Source organism: Pseudomonas sp. H1_D04, assembly GCF_054683855.1.
Map to the genome: position 1 here is coordinate 2,393,843 of NZ_CP162826.1, position 15,722 is coordinate 2,409,564.

At 60.1% G+C, this 15,722-nt stretch carries 14 protein-coding genes and 3 pseudogenes; 14 read left to right on the forward strand and 3 right to left on the reverse strand.

Going from position 1 to position 15,722, the window contains the following annotated elements:
• Positions 1-382 precede the first annotated feature (382 nt).
• The 8 genes and pseudogenes from AB4N82_RS10915 to AB4N82_RS10950 all read left to right on the forward strand — a co-directional run.
• Positions 383-499 (forward strand): annotated as a pseudogene (locus AB4N82_RS10915) (sensor histidine kinase); the annotation flags it as partial.
• Positions 496-1,242: a LytR/AlgR family response regulator transcription factor gene (locus AB4N82_RS10920; RefSeq protein ID WP_095185190.1), complete on the forward strand. Its 747-nt coding sequence runs from the start codon at positions 496-498 to the stop codon at positions 1,240-1,242. The pseudogene AB4N82_RS10915 and the gene AB4N82_RS10920, both read left to right, overlap by 4 nt.
• Before the next feature lie 138 nt (positions 1,243-1,380).
• Positions 1,381-2,322 (forward strand): hydroxymethylbilane synthase, encoded by a 942-nt coding sequence (gene hemC / locus AB4N82_RS10925; protein WP_032884352.1) that lies wholly within the window; start codon positions 1,381-1,383, stop codon positions 2,320-2,322.
• Positions 2,319-3,080 carry a uroporphyrinogen-III synthase gene (locus AB4N82_RS10930; RefSeq protein ID WP_122756246.1) on the forward strand — a complete coding sequence of 254 codons (762 nt, stop codon included), beginning with the start codon at positions 2,319-2,321 and terminating at the stop codon, positions 3,078-3,080. Before hemC ends, AB4N82_RS10930 begins: the two co-directional genes overlap by 4 nt.
• A gap of 18 nt (positions 3,081-3,098) precedes the next feature.
• Positions 3,099-4,215, forward strand: a pseudogene (locus AB4N82_RS10935) (uroporphyrinogen-III C-methyltransferase).
• 5 nt (positions 4,216-4,220) lie between these two features.
• Positions 4,221-5,462 (forward strand): heme biosynthesis protein HemY, encoded by a 1,242-nt coding sequence (locus AB4N82_RS10940; protein ID WP_032884349.1) that lies wholly within the window; start codon positions 4,221-4,223, stop codon positions 5,460-5,462.
• 237 nt (positions 5,463-5,699) lie between these two features.
• Positions 5,700-6,221 carry a disulfide bond formation protein B gene (locus AB4N82_RS10945; protein WP_095185188.1) on the forward strand — a complete coding sequence of 174 codons (522 nt, stop codon included), beginning with the start codon at positions 5,700-5,702 and terminating at the stop codon, positions 6,219-6,221.
• Between the two features lie 213 nt (positions 6,222-6,434).
• Entirely contained in the window at positions 6,435-6,893 is a 459-nt protein-coding gene (locus tag AB4N82_RS10950) for an Rsd/AlgQ family anti-sigma factor (RefSeq protein WP_032884346.1), read from the forward strand.
• 55 nt (positions 6,894-6,948) lie between these two features.
• Here the strand turns inward: AB4N82_RS10950 and AB4N82_RS10955 are convergent, their stop codons facing one another.
• On the reverse strand, positions 6,949-7,626 hold the full coding sequence (locus AB4N82_RS10955; protein WP_099601744.1) for an FKBP-type peptidyl-prolyl cis-trans isomerase: 678 nt from the start codon (positions 7,624-7,626) through the stop codon (positions 6,949-6,951).
• 192 nt (positions 7,627-7,818) lie between these two features.
• Between AB4N82_RS10955 and AB4N82_RS10960 the strand changes: the two genes are divergently transcribed.
• Positions 7,819-8,937, forward strand: coding sequence for an AlgP family protein (locus AB4N82_RS10960; RefSeq protein ID WP_460104915.1), 1,119 nt, complete (start codon positions 7,819-7,821; stop codon positions 8,935-8,937).
• On the opposite strand, the gene AB4N82_RS10965 is transcribed toward AB4N82_RS10960, so the two are convergent.
• A complete protein-coding gene (locus AB4N82_RS10965; RefSeq protein WP_122763961.1) occupies positions 8,934-9,401 on the reverse strand; it encodes a TIGR02444 family protein in 468 nt (155 codons plus the stop codon). The two genes, AB4N82_RS10960 and AB4N82_RS10965, sit on opposite strands and share 4 nt — an antisense overlap.
• A gap of 50 nt (positions 9,402-9,451) precedes the next feature.
• Here AB4N82_RS10965 and AB4N82_RS10970 point away from each other — a divergent pair, with 50 nt between their 5' ends.
• From AB4N82_RS10970 to AB4N82_RS10980, 3 genes are all read left to right on the forward strand, one after another.
• The gene (locus AB4N82_RS10970) at positions 9,452-11,362 is read left to right on the forward strand and encodes an ATP-binding cassette domain-containing protein (RefSeq protein WP_032884341.1); all 1,911 of its coding nucleotides are present in this window, start codon (positions 9,452-9,454) and stop codon (positions 11,360-11,362) included.
• Positions 11,362-11,934 (forward strand): mechanosensitive ion channel family protein, encoded by a 573-nt coding sequence (locus tag AB4N82_RS10975; protein WP_032884339.1) that lies wholly within the window; start codon positions 11,362-11,364, stop codon positions 11,932-11,934. The genes AB4N82_RS10970 and AB4N82_RS10975 overlap by 1 nt, the downstream gene beginning before the upstream one ends.
• Positions 11,935-12,025: 91 nt before the next feature.
• Positions 12,026-12,658 carry a LysE family transporter gene (locus tag AB4N82_RS10980; RefSeq protein ID WP_032884337.1) on the forward strand — a complete coding sequence of 211 codons (633 nt, stop codon included), beginning with the start codon at positions 12,026-12,028 and terminating at the stop codon, positions 12,656-12,658.
• 143 nt (positions 12,659-12,801) lie between these two features.
• Here AB4N82_RS10980 and AB4N82_RS10985 read toward each other — a convergent pair.
• Positions 12,802-13,084, reverse strand: a pseudogene (locus tag AB4N82_RS10985) (penicillin-binding protein activator LpoB); the annotation flags it as partial.
• A gap of 233 nt (positions 13,085-13,317) precedes the next feature.
• Between AB4N82_RS10985 and AB4N82_RS10990 the strand changes: the two are divergent.
• Positions 13,318-15,213 (forward strand): cytochrome c/FTR1 family iron permease, encoded by a 1,896-nt coding sequence (locus AB4N82_RS10990; RefSeq protein WP_099601741.1) that lies wholly within the window; start codon positions 13,318-13,320, stop codon positions 15,211-15,213.
• Positions 15,214-15,215: 2 nt separating this feature from the next.
• Complete coding sequence (locus AB4N82_RS10995) at positions 15,216-15,671, forward strand: YaiI/YqxD family protein (protein WP_032884331.1); 456 nt, start codon at positions 15,216-15,218, stop codon at positions 15,669-15,671.
• Positions 15,672-15,722 lie beyond the last annotated feature (51 nt).

Consider the following 15,722-nt stretch of genomic DNA (forward strand, 5'->3'; position numbering starts at 1 on the left):
TCGTGGTCTGCTTAATAAAGAGGCGTGGAAGTCTGCCGGCGATAATAACAGGGTTGCCCGTGGAGGCGGTGCTGCGGGTCGTCGGCATTTTTATTTGTGCAAAGGATGGCTAAGTGCCTTGCCGCCGAACGCGTCCGGGAAGAGACTGGAGGTAGATGTTTATCGAAACGATATTTGACGATTGCGCAATATCGTTCCGGTGAGCGTCTACAGTTGGACTGATAGTGTGTGAATGCACCAAAGTCGGGTATTGCGGTCAGAGCCTGACTATCCATTTAAAAGGGGGGTATTCGGATTGTGTATCAGCAAACCCTACGACGATGCCCGATGGCAGCAGGTCTTGGGCGCTATTGAACAGGTCCGGGTAAATATGGGTGCCGCTGTCAGGGCACTTTTTGCCGCTCGCGCTAGTCTTAGCGTGGATCGCTGTGACGCAAGTCACCGCACCTGTCTACGCTATCCTTGTGCGAGACTCACGCAGGAATCCAGCGCTATATGAATGTCCTGATCGTTGATGACGAACCCCAAGCCCGCGAGCGACTGACCCGCTTGGTCAGTGAACTTGAGGGTTATACAGTCCTTGAGCCGAGTGCCACCAACGGGGAGGAGGCGTTGACGCTGATCGACAGCCTCAAGCCCGACCTGGTGTTGCTCGATATCCGCATGCCGGGCCTTGATGGCCTGCAAGTCGCCGCCCGGCTGAGCGAGCGAGAATCGCCACCCGCCGTGGTGTTATGCGCCGCGCAAGAAGAGTTTGCTGAGCAGACGCTGGAAGCCAGTGGCGTCAGCTTTGTGATTAAACCAGTGACTGCCGAAGCCTTGCTCAAGGCCATGAAGAAAGCCGAGCGCCCCAACCGCGCCCAACTGGCAGCCTTGACCCAGCCTGCCGCCCAAAGTGGTAACGGGCCGCGCAGCCACATCAGCGCTCGGACACGCAAAGGGATTGAGCTGATCCCACTGAGCCAGGTTGTTTATTTTATTGCCGATCACAAGTACGTGACCCTGCGACATGAGGCTGGCGAAGTGTTGCTCGATGAGCCGCTCAAGGCCCTTGAGGATGAGTTCGGCGAACGCTTCGTGCGTATCCACCGCAATGCGCTGGTGGCCCGCGAGCGGATCGAACGTCTTCAACGCACACCTCTGGGACACTTCCAGTTGTTCCTTAAAGGGCTTAACGGCGATGCGTTGATCGTCAGTCGACGCCATGTCGCGGGCGTGCGCAAAATGATGCAGCAGCTTTAGTTCGAGGGCTGTAGCGAGGCCTGCATTCCTTATCCCGGTGCGACGTGGCCAGGGAGGCCCCGCACTTGCTGATTCAAATCAAAGCGCATTTGCCTGAGCTGTTATTATCTGCCGTATCTATTCAGTACGGATTGATCCATGTCCTCTCGCGAAATCCGCATCGCCACCCGTAAAAGTGCTCTGGCCTTATGGCAGGCCGAATACGTCAAAGCACGCCTTGAGCAGGCCCATCCCGGCCTCACGGTGTCCCTGGTGCCCATGGTCAGTCGCGGCGACAAGCTGCTTGACTCGCCACTGTCGAAAATCGGGGGCAAGGGCCTGTTCGTCAAGGAACTGGAAACTGCGCTGCTGGAAAACGAAGCCGACATCGCCGTGCATTCGATGAAAGACGTGCCCATGGACTTTCCCGAAGGCCTGGGCCTTTTTTGCATCTGCGAGCGCGAAGACCCGCGTGATGCCTTCGTTTCCAACACCTATGCATCCCTGGATGAGCTGCCGCTGGGCAGCATCGTCGGCACCTCCAGCTTACGTCGTCAGGCCCAGCTGCTGACCCGCCGTCCAGACCTGCAGATCCGCTTTCTACGTGGCAACGTCAACACTCGCCTGGCTAAGCTGGATGCTGGCGAATATGACGCGATCATCCTGGCTGCCGCTGGTTTGATCCGTCTGGGTTTCGAAGATCGCATCACCTCCGCCATCAGCGTCGAAGACAGCTTGCCTGCGGGTGGGCAGGGCGCCGTGGGCATCGAATGTCGCACCGCCGACAGCCAAATCCACGAACTTCTCAAGCCGCTCGATCACCACGATACCGAGGTGCGTGTCACAGCCGAGCGAGCTCTGAACAAGCACCTCAATGGCGGTTGCCAAGTGCCGATTGCTTGCTACGCCGTGCTCGAAGGTGAAGACCTGTGGCTGCGTGGCTTGGTCGGCGACCCTGACGGCGGCACCTTGTTGACGGCAGAAGTGCGCGGGCCGCAGCGTGATGCCACGGCGTTGGGTATCCAGGTCGCTGAAGAGCTACTGGATAAAGGCGCTGGTGCCATTCTGCAAAAAGTCTACGGTGAGGCCGGTCCGCAGTGAGTGGGTGGCGAGTGCTGCTGACGCGGCCTGCAGAGGAATCGACCGCCCTGGCGGCGTCGTTATCTGAAGCCGGCATTTTCAGCAGCAGTTTGCCCCTGCTGGACACTGAGCCTTTACCCATCACGCCCGAGCAACAGGCTGTCTTCCGTGACCTGCATCGCTATTGCGCGGTGATCGTGGTGAGCAAGCCCGCTGCGCGCCTTGCCCTGCAGCAGTTGGCTCATCATCCCAAACCACAAATGCCTTGGTTCAGCGTCGGCGCCGGAACTGCGCAGGTACTGTCCGATCAGGGCCTGAACGTTCACTATCCCCAAAGCGGCGACGACAGCGAGGCCTTGCTTCAATTACCGGCGTTGCGCGAGGCTATCGCGTGCCGCGATTCACGGGTGTTGATTCTGCGTGGCGAGGGCGGTCGAGAGTTGCTGGCGGAGCGTTTGCGCGAGCAAGGTGCTAGTGTCGACTATCTGGAGTTGTACCGCCGTTTCCTGCCGACCTATGACGCCGGTGTGCTGGTGCAACGCATCCAGTTGGAACGCTTGAACGGCCTGGTGGTCAGCAGTGGGCAGGGTTTTTTGCACCTGCAAGCCTTGGCCGGCCCCGATTGGCCACAGGTTGCACAGCTGCCGTTGTTCGTGCCCAGCCCACGAGTCGCCGAGATGGCACGGGCTGCTGGCGCAGAAAAAGTTGTGGATTGTCGCGGCGCGAGTGCCGCGGCTTTGTTAGTGGCGTTACGGAGTCATCCCGTTCCCACTCTCTGATACGCAAAGGACGGATACGTGAGCGAAACAGCCTTGCCTAAAGATGAAACCCAACCCGCACTCGATGCGCCGGTTGAGTCACCGGTCACCACGCCGCGCCGTGGCAATGGCCCTGGCAGTTGTCGCCTTGCTGCTTGGCGCCGTGGGTGTTGCTGCCGGAGGTTGGGGGATCTGGCAGGTCCGCGCCCTGCAAGCCAGCAGCCAGCAGCAGCTGGGTCAGGTGCAGACCTTGGATGACCAATCCCAGTCCCTCAAGCAAAGTCAGCAGCAACTGGCTGCGCGCTTGGCCCAGTTGCCGGGCGCTGACGAGTTGGAAGAGCGCCGCCGTCTGGTCGCCCAGTTGCAAGGTGATCAGCAGCGCCTTAACCAGCGTCTGGAAACCGTGCTGGGGGCCAGCCGTAAAGACTGGCGCCTGGCCGAGGCCGAGCACTTGATCCGTCTGGCGAGTTTGCGGCTGTCCGCCCTGCAAGATATCAACAGTGCCCAGGCGCTGGTGCAGGGCGCCGACGAGATTCTTCGCGAGCAGAGCGATCCAGGTTCCTACGCTGCCCGAGAACAATTGGCCAAGAGCCTGGCCGCGTTGCGCAGTACCGAGCAGCCGGACCGTACCGGGCTCTACCTGCAATTGGCAGCCTTGCGTGACCAGGTTGTGCAGTTGGCAGCCATTGCCCCTGAATATCAACTCACCGAGCCCTCTGGGCAGGGGCGTCCAAGCACTGATACGGATAGCCGCTGGAGACAGTGGTGGGAGCAGATTTCCCGTTACTTCCGCATCGACTTCAATCCCGACGATAACATTCGACCACTGCTCGCCGGTCAGGGGCTGAACCAAGTTCGCCTGGCCCTGAGCCTGGCGCTGGAGCAGGCGCAATGGGCGGCGCTCAATGGAGAGTCGGCGGTGTACAGCCGTTCGCTGGGCGAGGCGCGCAGCGTGTTGCAGGACAACTTCAACCAGGACAATCCGCAGAGCAAGGCGATGCTGGCGCGTATCGCCGAGCTTGAGCCAAAAGCCGTGTCGGTAGTGACACCGGACCTGGCGGCGAGTCTGGCTGCGGTGCAGGCGTACCTAGAACGTCGTCATGTGTCTGCTGACGAAGCTAAGGCGGCGGCTGGCAAGCCGGCGATCCAGGAGTAGAGCCGATGAAGCGTTTCTATGTGATCCTGGTGCTGGTGGTTGCGATAGCCCTGGCACTCGCTGTGGGCATTTCGAAACACACCGGCTATGTGCTGATTACCTATCCTCATGTGCTGCATTACGAGTCGAGCCTATGGGCGACCGTGGTAGCAGTGTTTGCCATCGGCCTCGCCATTTACCTGATTCGCGTGTTGCTGAGCCTGTTGACCACCTCCGGTGGCGTGGTCAACCCGTGGTCTCGGCGTAACCGCAGTCGCCGTGTGCAGATCGCCATCGAACAGGGCCAGATGGACCTCGCTGAGGGCCGCTGGGCCAGCGCTGAGCGTCATCTGCATCGTGCAGCTGAAGCTGAGCGCCAGCCTTTGTTGTACTACCTGGGCGCGGCCCGTGCGGCGAATGAGCAGGGTCGTTATGAGGAGTCCGACGGTTTGCTGGCGCGTGCGCTGGAGCGTCAGCCCCAAGCGGAGTTGGCGGTCGCGTTGAGCCATGCGCAATTGCAGTTGGACCGTGGCGATACTGACGGCGCGCTGACGACCTTGCAGGTCATGCACGAGCGTCATCCCCATAACGCCCAGGTATTGCGCCAATTGCAGCGTTTGCACCAGCAGCGAGGCGACTGGTCTTCGGTCATTCGACTGCTGCCGGAGCTGCGCAAGGACAAAGTGCTGCCTGCCAGCGAACTGGCCGAGTTGGAGCGCCGTGCCTGGGGCGAGAACCTGAGCCTGGCTGCTCAGCGCGAAGAGCAGGGCGAAGCGGGTTTGCAGTCCCTTGAGCGGGCCTGGCAGCAACTCACTTCGGCTCAGCGTCAGGAGCCGCAGTTGGTGCTGGCTTACGCTGAGCAACTGCGCCAGCTGGGCGCCGATGCCAAGGCGGAGGAGGCGTTGCGCGGTGCTATCAAGCGCGGCTATGACAGCCACCTGATTCGTCTGTACGGCCTGCTGCGCGGCGGTGACCAGGCCCGGCAATTGAAGTTTGCCGAGGGGTGGCTCAAGGATCATCCGGGTGATGCCAGCCTGCTGCTGACGTTGGGTCGTCTGTGCTTGCAAAACAGCCTATGGGGCAAGGCACGGGATTATCTGGAAAGTAGCCTTCAAGTGCAGCGTAATCCTGAGGCGTGTGCCGAGCTGGCGCGGTTATTGGCCCAGTTGGGTGATACCGAGCGCAGCAACCAACTGTTCCAAGAAGGTTTGGGTCTGCTGGATAACCGCTTACTGGCCTCTCCGCTGCCAGTTCCTACCCGGTCTTGATGTAGGAAAGGAATGGAGGGTTTGCTCAGATACGTCTGAGAGTTAGCCCTTCAATGCCCAGCAGATGCTGGGTTTTAAGCGCTCTACTGCAAACTCCTACACTGGGATGCTCGAAGTCTTTCATGCTTATGCGGGATATCCCTGCGATCTCACAGAACTGTCTGCTCTGTCGCGTATTGAAAGGGGTCGGGCCTTTCCTCTACCGTAACGACCTATCTCTCGCTGTGCGGATAAAGCATGTCTTTGGCCCCTTCACGCTCCTTGTTTTTTCTTGCGTTCATGGCGGGTGCGCTGACGTTGGGCGCGTCCTTCTATCTTGAGTTCGGTGCATCGTTACGCCCGTGCTTCCTGTGCCAGATACAACGGGCCTTTCTGGCCGCATTCACGCTCATCAATCTGGTTGCCGCTATCCATTCATCCAGTCGATCCACTTACTACCTGTACGGGCTGACGAGCATGGGATGTGCATTGTTGGGTGCCGTTACCGCTGTGCGTCAGGTGCTGCTGCAAAATGCCGCACCGGATCAGGCCGCCGATTGCTGGCCCAGCCTGAGCCACATGATCGATAACCTTTCGGTGTGGCAGGCCTTACGATTGGTGGTCGAGGGTACCGTCGATTGTGTGGAAATAAGCTGGACGCTGTTCGACTTGAGCCTTCCCGAATGGAGCCTGTTGTTCTTCCTGGGCATGCTAGTCCTCGGTGTCATACAGTTTTCACGGCTGTATTTGAGCCGTCCCCTGCGTCCGGTAGGGCGCTGAACGAAGGTCGCGGTTTGTAGGATGGGATTAAACACTTGTATGAACTTTCTCTCCTGCGTACCTTGAAGCCATAGTCGTGCGGGCATAATCTGGCCCGCACGCGTTATTAAAACCGTTTGCTTGTCAGATGCGGCCTTGTCCCGCTGCGGCTTACTCCTTGAAGTGTTGCGCGGGCATCAGGCGGCAGCGCCCCTATAGGGAAGAGAGATCATCATGCTGGAAAGTTGTCAGAATGCTCAGGAACGCTGGGGTGGGGTGCACAAGCTGATCGACAGCTGGTTGAAGGCACGTCACGAACTGGTTCGGGCCTTTGATGCTCTCGGCGCCAAGCCTGAGGCACTGGGTGAGAATCGCGAGCCGTTGCAGGATTTCTGTGGTGTCTTGGTGGACTACGTGTCGGCCGGCCACTTCGGCGTCTACGAGCAGCTGACCAAGGAGGCCGAAGCCTTCGACGATCAACGTGGTCTCGACTTGGCCGAAACCATTTACCCACGCATTGATGTCATCACTGAGAAGCTGCTGGCGTTCACCGACCTGTGTGATGCCGGAAACTGCGTTGCCGAAAAATTCAAGGAGTTGGGCGCGCTGTTGCATGAGCGCTTCGAACTGGAAGATTGCTTGATCGAAGTGCTGCACAACGCTCACAAGGAAGAGCCAGCCACTCAGGCTTGATCCTCAACGGTGATTTAAAAAAAACGGTGCGCATGACGCACCGTTTTTTATTGGATCATTGGCGAGTGCCGAGTAACTCGATCTCGAATACCAATGGCGTGTAAGGCGGGATCAACTCGCCCGCGCCGTCGGCACCGTAGGCTTGGGCTGATGGAATCACCAGGCGCCATTTCGCTCCCACCGGCATCTGTTGTAACGCACTGCTCCAGCCGCTGATCACACTGTCCAGGCGAAACCACTGGGGCTGTGTGCTCTGATCGAAGACTGTGCCATCGGGTAACCGCCCAACGTATTTCACTTGAACCTGATCATTAGCTCCAGGTTTGCTGCCGCTGCCGGGTGTCAGTTCCGTGAGCAGGATTCCGTCAGCTAATTCGCGCACCCCTTTTGCAGTTTTTTCCTTGGCTAGAAACTGCTGTTCAGCTGCGAGCGACTTTTCACTTTTGGGTGCTTGGGCGTCGGCTTCGGCCTGCGCTTCATGCTGGGCAAGAATCTGTTCGATGCGCTTGTTATCCAACGCCAGCGGCTTGCCTTGATAGGCTTGATTGAGGCCCTCGATCAACGCCTGGATCTGCAGGTCCGGCACTTCCTGGCGCAGGCGTTCACCGAGGCTGGCGCCCAGGCTGTAGGCAAGGTCGTGCTGCTCTTGGTCTGCCGTTTTGGAGGGTGATTGCTCGCCCGCATTGGCTACGGAAATTGCCAAGCCCAGAACAAGAAAAAGGTAACGCGACATGGGCATTCTCCCGCCGAAAGTGCGACGGATTATGCCAGTGTGAAAGGGTAAAAAGTGTCGCGTGTTTTCGATATATCGATAAGAATTTTCGTACCGTGCAACGCAAGGCAAACGATACTGTCAACATGCCCTAGCGGCGGTAAGAGCAGAGGGCTAGTATGAGCCGCACCCACGTCAGCCAGGAGGTAAACCATGTCGGCCAAACAGAAGCCTGTTAATACCCCGTTGCACTTACTCCAACAACTGTCGAGCAGCCTGCTCGAACATCTGGAAAGCGCGTGTTCCCAAGCGTTGGCCGATGCAGAAAAACTGCTCGCCAAGTTGGAAAAACAACGCGGTAAGGCGCAAGAAAAGCTGCATAAATCCCGTACCAAACTGCAAGACGCCGCCACCGCCGGCAAGGCCAAGGCACAAGCCAAAGCCAAAGACGCTGTCAAAGAACTTGAGGACCTGCTGGACGCCCTCAAGGATCGCCAAGCTGAAACGCGCGCGTATATTTCCCAACTCAAGAAAGATGCTCAGGAAAGCCTGAAATTGGCCCAGGGCGTTGGTCGTGTTAAAGAAGCCGTGGCGAAAGTGCTGGGCGCTCGTACACCTGCAAAAGCAGTTGCAGCGAAGGCACCCGCCAAAGCCGCCGCCAAGCCAGCTGCTAAGGCTGCTGCTGCAAAACCAGCCGCCAAGCCAGCTGCTAAGGCTGCTGCTGCAAAACCAGCCGCCAAGCCAGCTGCTAAGACCGCTGCTGCAAAACCAGCCGCCAAGCCAGCTGCTAAGACCGCTGCTGCAAAACCAGCCGCCAAGCCAGCTGCTAAGACCGCTGCTGCAAAACCAGCCGCCAAGCCAGCTGCTAAGACCGCTGCTGCAAAACCAGCCGCCAAGCCAGTTGCTAAGACCGCTGCTGCAAAACCAGCCGCCAAGCCAGCTGCTAAGACTGCTGCTGCAAAGCCAGCCGCCAAGCCAGTTGCTAAGACTGCTGCTGCAAAACCAGCCGCCAAGCCAGCGGCTAAGACCGCTGCTGCAAAACCAGCCGCCAAGCCAGTTGCTAAGACTGCTGCTGCAAAACCAGCCGCCAAGCCAGCTGCCAAGACTGCTGCTGCAAAACCAGCCGCCAAGCCAGTTGCCAAGACTGCTGCTGCAAAGCCAGCCGCCAAGCCAGCTGCTAAGCCTGCCGCTGCAAAACCAGCTGTTAAGCCTGCTGCTGCAAAACCAGCAACAACTGCAACCGCCCCGACAGCCTCCACCGCTCCAACAGCACCGGCCAGCAGCACTCCTGCACCGGCAGCATCGAACACCACCCCAACCAGCGCTTCCTAAGTGCCGGTGGCCACGGCGCGCAAGTGTTGCAGCGCGTCGTGGTCAAGGTTGTTGGCCGCCTCAGCCCCCAGTCCTTCAAGCCATTTCTGACCCCCGCTCACCTCTGCGCTCAACCAGTTCTGCGCCAGCGCCTCCAGGCGTGTCAGTAGCCCCCGTTCCGCCTCCAACTCCAGGGCTTTGACCCGCTCCCGTAACGCCGCCAGCTGTTCGTCCTGCTGCGCCAACGTCCGCCATTGCACGCGCACTTGTCGCAAGGGCTCGATGACTTGCTTCTGCCACGGCCCGGCTATCTGTGTTAACGCTTGAATGCGCTCGTAGGTCAGCGCCACGCCACGATGTTCCAGCCATGCCCCACACAGCAGCAGGCACACATCCGCTCCTTGTTCCTGCAAGCGCAGACAAGCGGCTTCCACGCCCGGACGGGCGTAAGTCGAGAGGGCAAAGCTCCACAGGTCAGCGCACATATTCACACCCAAGCCAGCGGGCAACGAAGCTGGTAGACTCCGCCGCCATTATGATCCGACTTCAAAGCCTAACATTACAGCGTGGCCCGCAACGTCTTCTCGAAGACGCCGAGCTGACCCTGCACGCCGGTCACAAAGCCGGCCTGATCGGTGCCAACGGCGCCGGCAAATCCACGTTGTTTGCCCTGTTGCTGGGTGAGCTGACCCCGGATTCCGGGGACTGCTTGCTGCCCGCCGACTGGCGCATCGCCCATATGCGCCAGGAGATCGACACCCTGGACCGCATCGCGATCGACTACGTGCTCGATGGCGACCTGCGTCTGCGCCAGGTGCAACACGACCTGGCCGAGGCCGAGAAAGCCCAGGATGGCGCCGCACAGGCCCGCCTGCACGCGGAACTCGACAGTGCCGACGGCTACACCGCCGACGCCCGCGCCCGCAAGATGCTTGCCGGCCTTGGCTTCACCAACGAGCAGATGGACCGGCCGGTCGCCGACTTTTCCGGTGGCTGGCGCATGCGCCTTAACTTGGCCCAGGCGCTGATGTGCCCCTCGGACCTGTTGCTGCTCGACGAACCGACCAACCACTTGGACCTCGATGCGATCCTGTGGCTGGAAGACTTCCTCAAGAGCTACCAGGGCACTTTGCTGCTGATTTCCCACGACCGGGATTTCCTCGATGCTGTGGTCGACAACATCGCTCACGTCGAACAGAAGAAGATCACCCTCTACCGTGGCGGCTACACCGCGTTCGAACGTGCGCGTGCCGAGCGCCTGGCCCAGCAGCAGCAGGCGTTCGAGAAACAGCAGGCGCAGCGTGCGCACATGGAAAGCTACATCGCACGGTTCAAGGCCCAGGCCACCAAGGCCCGTCAGGCCCAAAGCCGGATCAAGGCGTTGGAGCGCATGGAAGAACTGTCGGCGGCCCACGTCGACTCGCCATTCGACTTTGTGTTCCGCGAGTCGGTGAAGATCTCCAGTCCCTTGTTGGACCTCTCGGATGCTCGCCTGGGTTATGGCGAAAAAACCATCCTGGAAAAGGTCAAACTGCAGCTCACGCCAGGCGCGCGCATCGGTTTGCTCGGCCCCAACGGCGCGGGCAAGTCGACCCTGATCAAGAACCTCTCGGGCGAACTGCAACCTTTGGCCGGCCGCCTGACTCGTGGTGAGAACTTGGTGGTGGGCTACTTCGCCCAGCATCAGCTGGACTCTCTCGATTCCAAGGCAAGTCCGTTGCTGCACCTGCAACGCCTGGCGCCGACCGAGCGCGAGCAAACCCTGCGTGATTTCCTAGGTGGTTTCGACTTCCGTGGCGCGCGTATCGATGAGCCGGTGCTGAACTTCTCCGGTGGCGAAAAAGCCCGCCTGGCCTTGGCGCTGATCGCCTGGGACCGCCCAAACCTGCTGCTGCTCGATGAACCCACCAACCACCTGGACCTGGAAATGCGCCTGGCGCTGACCATGGCCCTGCAGGAGTTCAGCGGTGCGGTGCTGGTGGTGTCTCACGATCGCCACTTGCTCAAGAGCACCACCGATAACTTCCTGCTGGTCGCAGATGGCAAAGTCGAAGAGTTCGACGGCGACCTTGATGACTACGCACGCTGGCTGACGGACTACCGTCTGCGCAACGCGCCGGTCAGCAACACACCGGTTAACCCGGATAAGACTGACAAGAAGGCTCAACGTCAGGCTGCTGCTGCATTGCGCCAACAGTTGGCGCCGCATAAGCGCGAAGCCGACAAGCTCGAAGCCGAGCTGGGCAAGGTTCACGAGCGCCTGGCCAAGATCGAAGCCAGTTTGGGCGACAGCGCTGTATACGAGGCGGCCCGCAAGGACGAGCTGCGTGACCTGCTGGCCGAGCAGGCCAAGCTCAAGGTGCGTGAAGGGCAGTTGGAGGAAACCTGGATGGAAGCCCTCGAACTGCTTGAAACCCTGCAAGCGGAGCTGGAGGCGCTGTCCTGATGGAGGCGTTGCAGTTGCCGATACCCACGCAATGGGTCGAGCCCGCGTGGATCGGCGTACAAATCCTGCTGATCCTGCTGGGCGCATACCTCGCCCAGCGTTTCGTTGCCAAAGGCCTGACTCGTTTGGGTGAGCGCTACCCGTTTCCGCCGCAACTGTTGATGCCGCTGCGCGGTGGCTTGCGCTGGCTGATCATGGGCAGTGCGCTGATCTTCGTGCTGGGTCGCCTGGGCGTGTCCGCCACGGTGTTGTGGACGGCGCTGTCGGGGTTTGTTGCGGTTGCCGCCGTAGCGTTCTTCGCGATGTGGTCGGTGCTGTCGAACCTGCTGTGCGCGATCTTAATCTTCACCGTTGGGCCGTTCCGCATTGGTGACATCGTCGAGCTGGTGGATACGGTCGACAAGCCGGGGGTGAAAGGCCGTGTGGTGGCAATCAACCTGCTCTACACCACGCTGATCGAAGTGGCGGAAGCCGGCACCGACAGCGCGATGGTGCAGGTCCCAAACAGCCTATTCTTCCAACGCTCTGTACGACGCTGGCCAGGCACCCATGTGTTTCCTGGTGACCGCTAGCATTCACCGCGCGTAAAAATCTATAGCCAGCCTCTGGTCGGCGGAGTTAGCTTTAGGCACAACAATCGCTGACTCTCTCCCGAGGTGTGCAATGGCACTCGATACGTGGCTGGCTTTTTTCCTGGCCAGTTGGATCATCTCCCTTTCCCCTGGCGCCGGTGCCATCGCTTCGATGTCCAGCGGCCTGCAATATGGTTTCGTGCGCGGTTATTGGAACGCCATTGGCCTGCAATTGGGCCTGGCGATGCAGATTGCTGTGGTGGCGGGCGGCTTGGGTGCCATTCTGGCGGCGTCGTCGACCGCGTTCTATGCGATCAAATGGTTTGGTGTGGCGTACCTGGTGTACCTGGCTATCAAGCAATGGCGCGCCTTGCCCATGGACATGACCGATGACGCGGCGCCACGCCCGATCGGCAAGCCGATGGCGATGATGTTCCGTGGCTTTCTGGTCAACGCCAGCAATCCAAAAGCCCTAGTGTTTATGTTGGCGGTACTGCCGCAGTTCGTGAACCCGCAGGCGCCTTTGCTGATCCAGTATCTGATCCTGGGCGCGACGATGATCAGCGTCGATATGATCGTGATGGCGGGATATACGGGATTGGCGTCAAAAGTGCTGCGGCTGTTGCGTACGCCTAAGCAGCAAAAACGTGTTAACCGCACGTTTGCCGGATTGTTCGTTGGGGCTGCGGGTTTCCTGGCCAGCTTGCACCGCGCCACGGCATAACTGAAGAAACGGGGTCAAAAGTGTGGGAGGGGGCTTGCTCCCGATGGCGGTGTCTCAGCTACAGCTAAACTGACTGAGAGACTGCTATCGGGAGCAAGCCCCCTCTCACATTGGGTTTGTGTCGCCCAGAGAATCACCGCTCTGCGCAGAGTCTTCGGCGCTTCATTCCTAGGCACGTTATTACGCAACTCCGGTAGGTTGGGCGCTTGATGCCCGCCACCCAATTGCTCCACATCCTCACCGAATGCCTTCGACACCTCTTTCATCCCATTCGGGCGGTTCAGGCTAACGCGCACATTGCGGCTGTTCACCAGTCTGGTGTTCTGGCCTTCACCGTGGTGGTAAATGCTGAGGTGATCTCAAAGGTGCGTGTGTTGACCGGCTGAAATCCTCCACCAGCGTCAGGCCCAGTACGGTTGAGTGGCTGTGGGAGTTCTCCAGAGCATGGCCAGATCCTCGCGAAATCGTCCCTACCGGTTAATAGCTGTTACCTGTTTGAGTGAACCGATTTGGAGCTCATATGGGTAAGCCATGCCGAAGTGCGACTATTCGACTGCAAAAATCCAGGGTCCTTATCCGCACCCCATCACTTACACCTTGAGTCAAACCGGATAAGCCTTAACAATGTGTTACTTCGTATTTCCCTTTGAGATTCGTTCATGACTGCCCCCTTCCGTTTTCTCGCCTGGCTGATGTTGCCGGCGTTGATGTCGTGCAGCTCCAACCTGTTGGCGGCAACTGCCGAAGGCGCGCCACAAGCCCTGCATTTGCTGGACTACATTGGTGCTGACTATCCGCCGACGGTGGAGGCGGGCAAGGTGGTGGATGATTCGGAATTTCGCGAGCAGGTGGAGTTTCTCGGGGTGTTGCAGGGGTTGGTGGCGGACTTGCCGCAAAGACCCGAGCGCGCCGAGCTGGTAAAGGGCGTTGATGAATTACTGTCAGCTGTCAACGCGCATGAGGACGGCGCGACCGTCGCCCGGCAGGCCCGTCAGTTGGGCGCCAAGTTGGCCGTCGCGTATGAAGTCAGTCAGGCCCCGGCCATCACGCCCGACCCGACGCGCGGTGCACCGCTCTATGCCCAGCATTGCTCGGTGTGCCACGGCACTGCCGGCGCGGGTGATGGCCCGGCGGGCGTGGGCCTCACACCGCCGCCTGCCAACCTGCGGGATGCCGCGCGCCTGGATCGCCTGAGCCTCTACGCGATCTATAACACCCTGGGCCTGGGCGTCGAGGGCACCGATATGCCGTCCTTTGCCGATCAGTTGGACGACCGTCAGCGCTGGGACCTGGCGACCTACATCGCTGGCTTCACCGCTGACCCGGCTGCGGCAAAAAGTGAGCAGCCCTTCAACCTCGCCGATCTGGCTCGCCGAACCCCCAACGAAGTGTTGGCCGCAGAAGGCCCGGCCGCTGCCGCAACCTTCCGCGCCCAGCGCGCGCAACCACCGCAGGTCAAGCGTGGCCCGGCCCAGTTGCTCGACTACACCGCAACGACCTTGGACAAGAGCCTCGCCGCGTTCCGTAATGGCGACCACGAACAAGCCTACGACCTGTCCGTAGCGGCTTATCTGGAAGGTTTCGAGCTGGTGGAAAGCTCCCTGGATAACGTCGATGCTAACGTGCGCAAAGATACCGAGAAGGCCCTGATGGCCTACCGTCAGTCGTTGCAGGATGGCTTGCCGATTGAGCAGGTGCAGCAGCGCCTGGACGTGGCCAAGGGCAAGCTCACCGAATCCGCCGGTTTGCTGGGCAGCGACGGTTTGAGTTGGTCGTTGAGCTACATCTCAGGCCTGCTGATCCTGCTGCGCGAAGGCCTGGAAGCAATTTTGGTGCTGGCAGCGATCCTTGCCTTCCTGCGTAACACCGGCCAGCAATCGGCGGTGCGTAGCGTTAACGTCGGCTGGGGCCTGGCGTTGCTGGCGGGCTTGGCCACCTGGGCATTGGCGGCGTATGTCATTGATGTCAGTGGGGCCCAGCGCGAATTGCTTGAAGGCTGCACGGCCCTGTTCGCCAGTGTCATGGTGCTGTGGCTGGGCGTCTGGATGCATGATCGCCGCCATGCAGCGGCGTGGCAGGACTACATCAAGAGCAGCTTGGTGGGCGGTGGTGGGCGTTTTGGTTTCGCGGTGCTGGCGTTCTTCTCGGTATACCGCGAGCTGTTCGAAGTAATCCTGTTCTACGAAACCCTGTGGCTTCAAGCCGGCCCGGCCGGGCACAACGCTGTGCTGGCGGGCGGTGCAACGGCGCTGGTGCTGCTGGTGGGCCTGGCTTGGGTAATCCTGCGCGGTTCGGCGAGGTTGCCGCTGGCGCTGTTCTTCGGCATCAACGCGGCGCTACTGTGCGCGCTGTCGGTGGTGTTCGCCGGACATGGCGTCAAGGCGTTGCAGGAAGCCGGCATCTTCGGCACGCGGCCAGTGGCATTCTTTGATTTCGACTGGCTGGGTATCCACGCCGACGCGTATTCGTTGAGCGCCCAGGCCTTAGCGATCCTGGCGATTGTGGTGCTGTATGGTCGCAGTCGTTTGGCCGAAAAACGCCGCGTGACGGCTTGACTATGCGGGTATGGATTGACGCCGATGCCTGCCCTCGGGCGGCCAAGGACCAAGTGGTGAAGTTTGCCCTCAAACGCCAGTTCGAGGTGGTGCTGGTGGCTGGGCAGAGCCAGATCAAGCCGAGCTTTGCCTGCGTGAAGCTGATCGTGGTGCCCAGCGGTCCTGACGCGGCGGATGATTACTTGGTAGAGCACGCCGTGCCCGGCGAACTGGTGATCTGCAGCGATGTGCCGTTGGCCGACCGCCTTGTGAAAAAGGGTGTCACGGCGCTCGACCCGCGGGGCAAGGAGTTCAGCCCCGCGAACATGAGTGAGCGGTTGGCGGTGCGTAACCTGTTTACCGATCTGCGTGAGCAAGGCCAGATGGGCGGTGGGCCGCCGCCCCATAGCGAGAAGGATAAGCAGGCGTTCGCCAACTCGCTCGACCGCATCCTCACCCAGTTGATGCGCCCCGCCTGACTTCCGTACCTCGCCCGGGGCAAGCCCGCTCACCACAATCTAGTGTTGTGT

What these genes read in the sequence shown, in the direction of transcription:
- AB4N82_RS10945 (WP_095185188.1), top strand. Translation starts at nt 5,700, where the DNA reads ATGTCTTTGGCCCCTTCACGCTCCTTGTTTTTTCTTGCGTTCATGGCG.
- AB4N82_RS10995 (WP_032884331.1), top strand. Translation starts at nt 15,216, where the DNA reads ATGCGGGTATGGATTGACGCCGATGCCTGCCCTCGGGCGGCCAAGGAC.
- AB4N82_RS10960 (WP_460104915.1), top strand. Translation starts at nt 7,819, where the DNA reads ATGTCGGCCAAACAGAAGCCTGTTAATACCCCGTTGCACTTACTCCAA.
- AB4N82_RS10980 (WP_032884337.1), top strand. Translation starts at nt 12,026, where the DNA reads ATGGCACTCGATACGTGGCTGGCTTTTTTCCTGGCCAGTTGGATCATC.
- AB4N82_RS10955 (WP_099601744.1), bottom strand. Translation starts at nt 7,626, where the DNA reads ATGTCGCGTTACCTTTTTCTTGTTCTGGGCTTGGCAATTTCCGTAGCC.
- AB4N82_RS10965 (WP_122763961.1), bottom strand. Translation starts at nt 9,401, where the DNA reads ATGTGCGCTGACCTGTGGAGCTTTGCCCTCTCGACTTACGCCCGTCCG.
- AB4N82_RS10970 (WP_032884341.1), top strand. Translation starts at nt 9,452, where the DNA reads ATGATCCGACTTCAAAGCCTAACATTACAGCGTGGCCCGCAACGTCTT.
- AB4N82_RS10975 (WP_032884339.1), top strand. Translation starts at nt 11,362, where the DNA reads ATGGAGGCGTTGCAGTTGCCGATACCCACGCAATGGGTCGAGCCCGCG.
- AB4N82_RS10990 (WP_099601741.1), top strand. Translation starts at nt 13,318, where the DNA reads ATGACTGCCCCCTTCCGTTTTCTCGCCTGGCTGATGTTGCCGGCGTTG.
- AB4N82_RS10940 (WP_032884349.1), top strand. Translation starts at nt 4,221, where the DNA reads ATGAAGCGTTTCTATGTGATCCTGGTGCTGGTGGTTGCGATAGCCCTG.
- AB4N82_RS10950 (WP_032884346.1), top strand. Translation starts at nt 6,435, where the DNA reads ATGCTGGAAAGTTGTCAGAATGCTCAGGAACGCTGGGGTGGGGTGCAC.
- AB4N82_RS10920 (WP_095185190.1), top strand. Translation starts at nt 496, where the DNA reads ATGAATGTCCTGATCGTTGATGACGAACCCCAAGCCCGCGAGCGACTG.
- hemC (WP_032884352.1), top strand. Translation starts at nt 1,381, where the DNA reads ATGTCCTCTCGCGAAATCCGCATCGCCACCCGTAAAAGTGCTCTGGCC.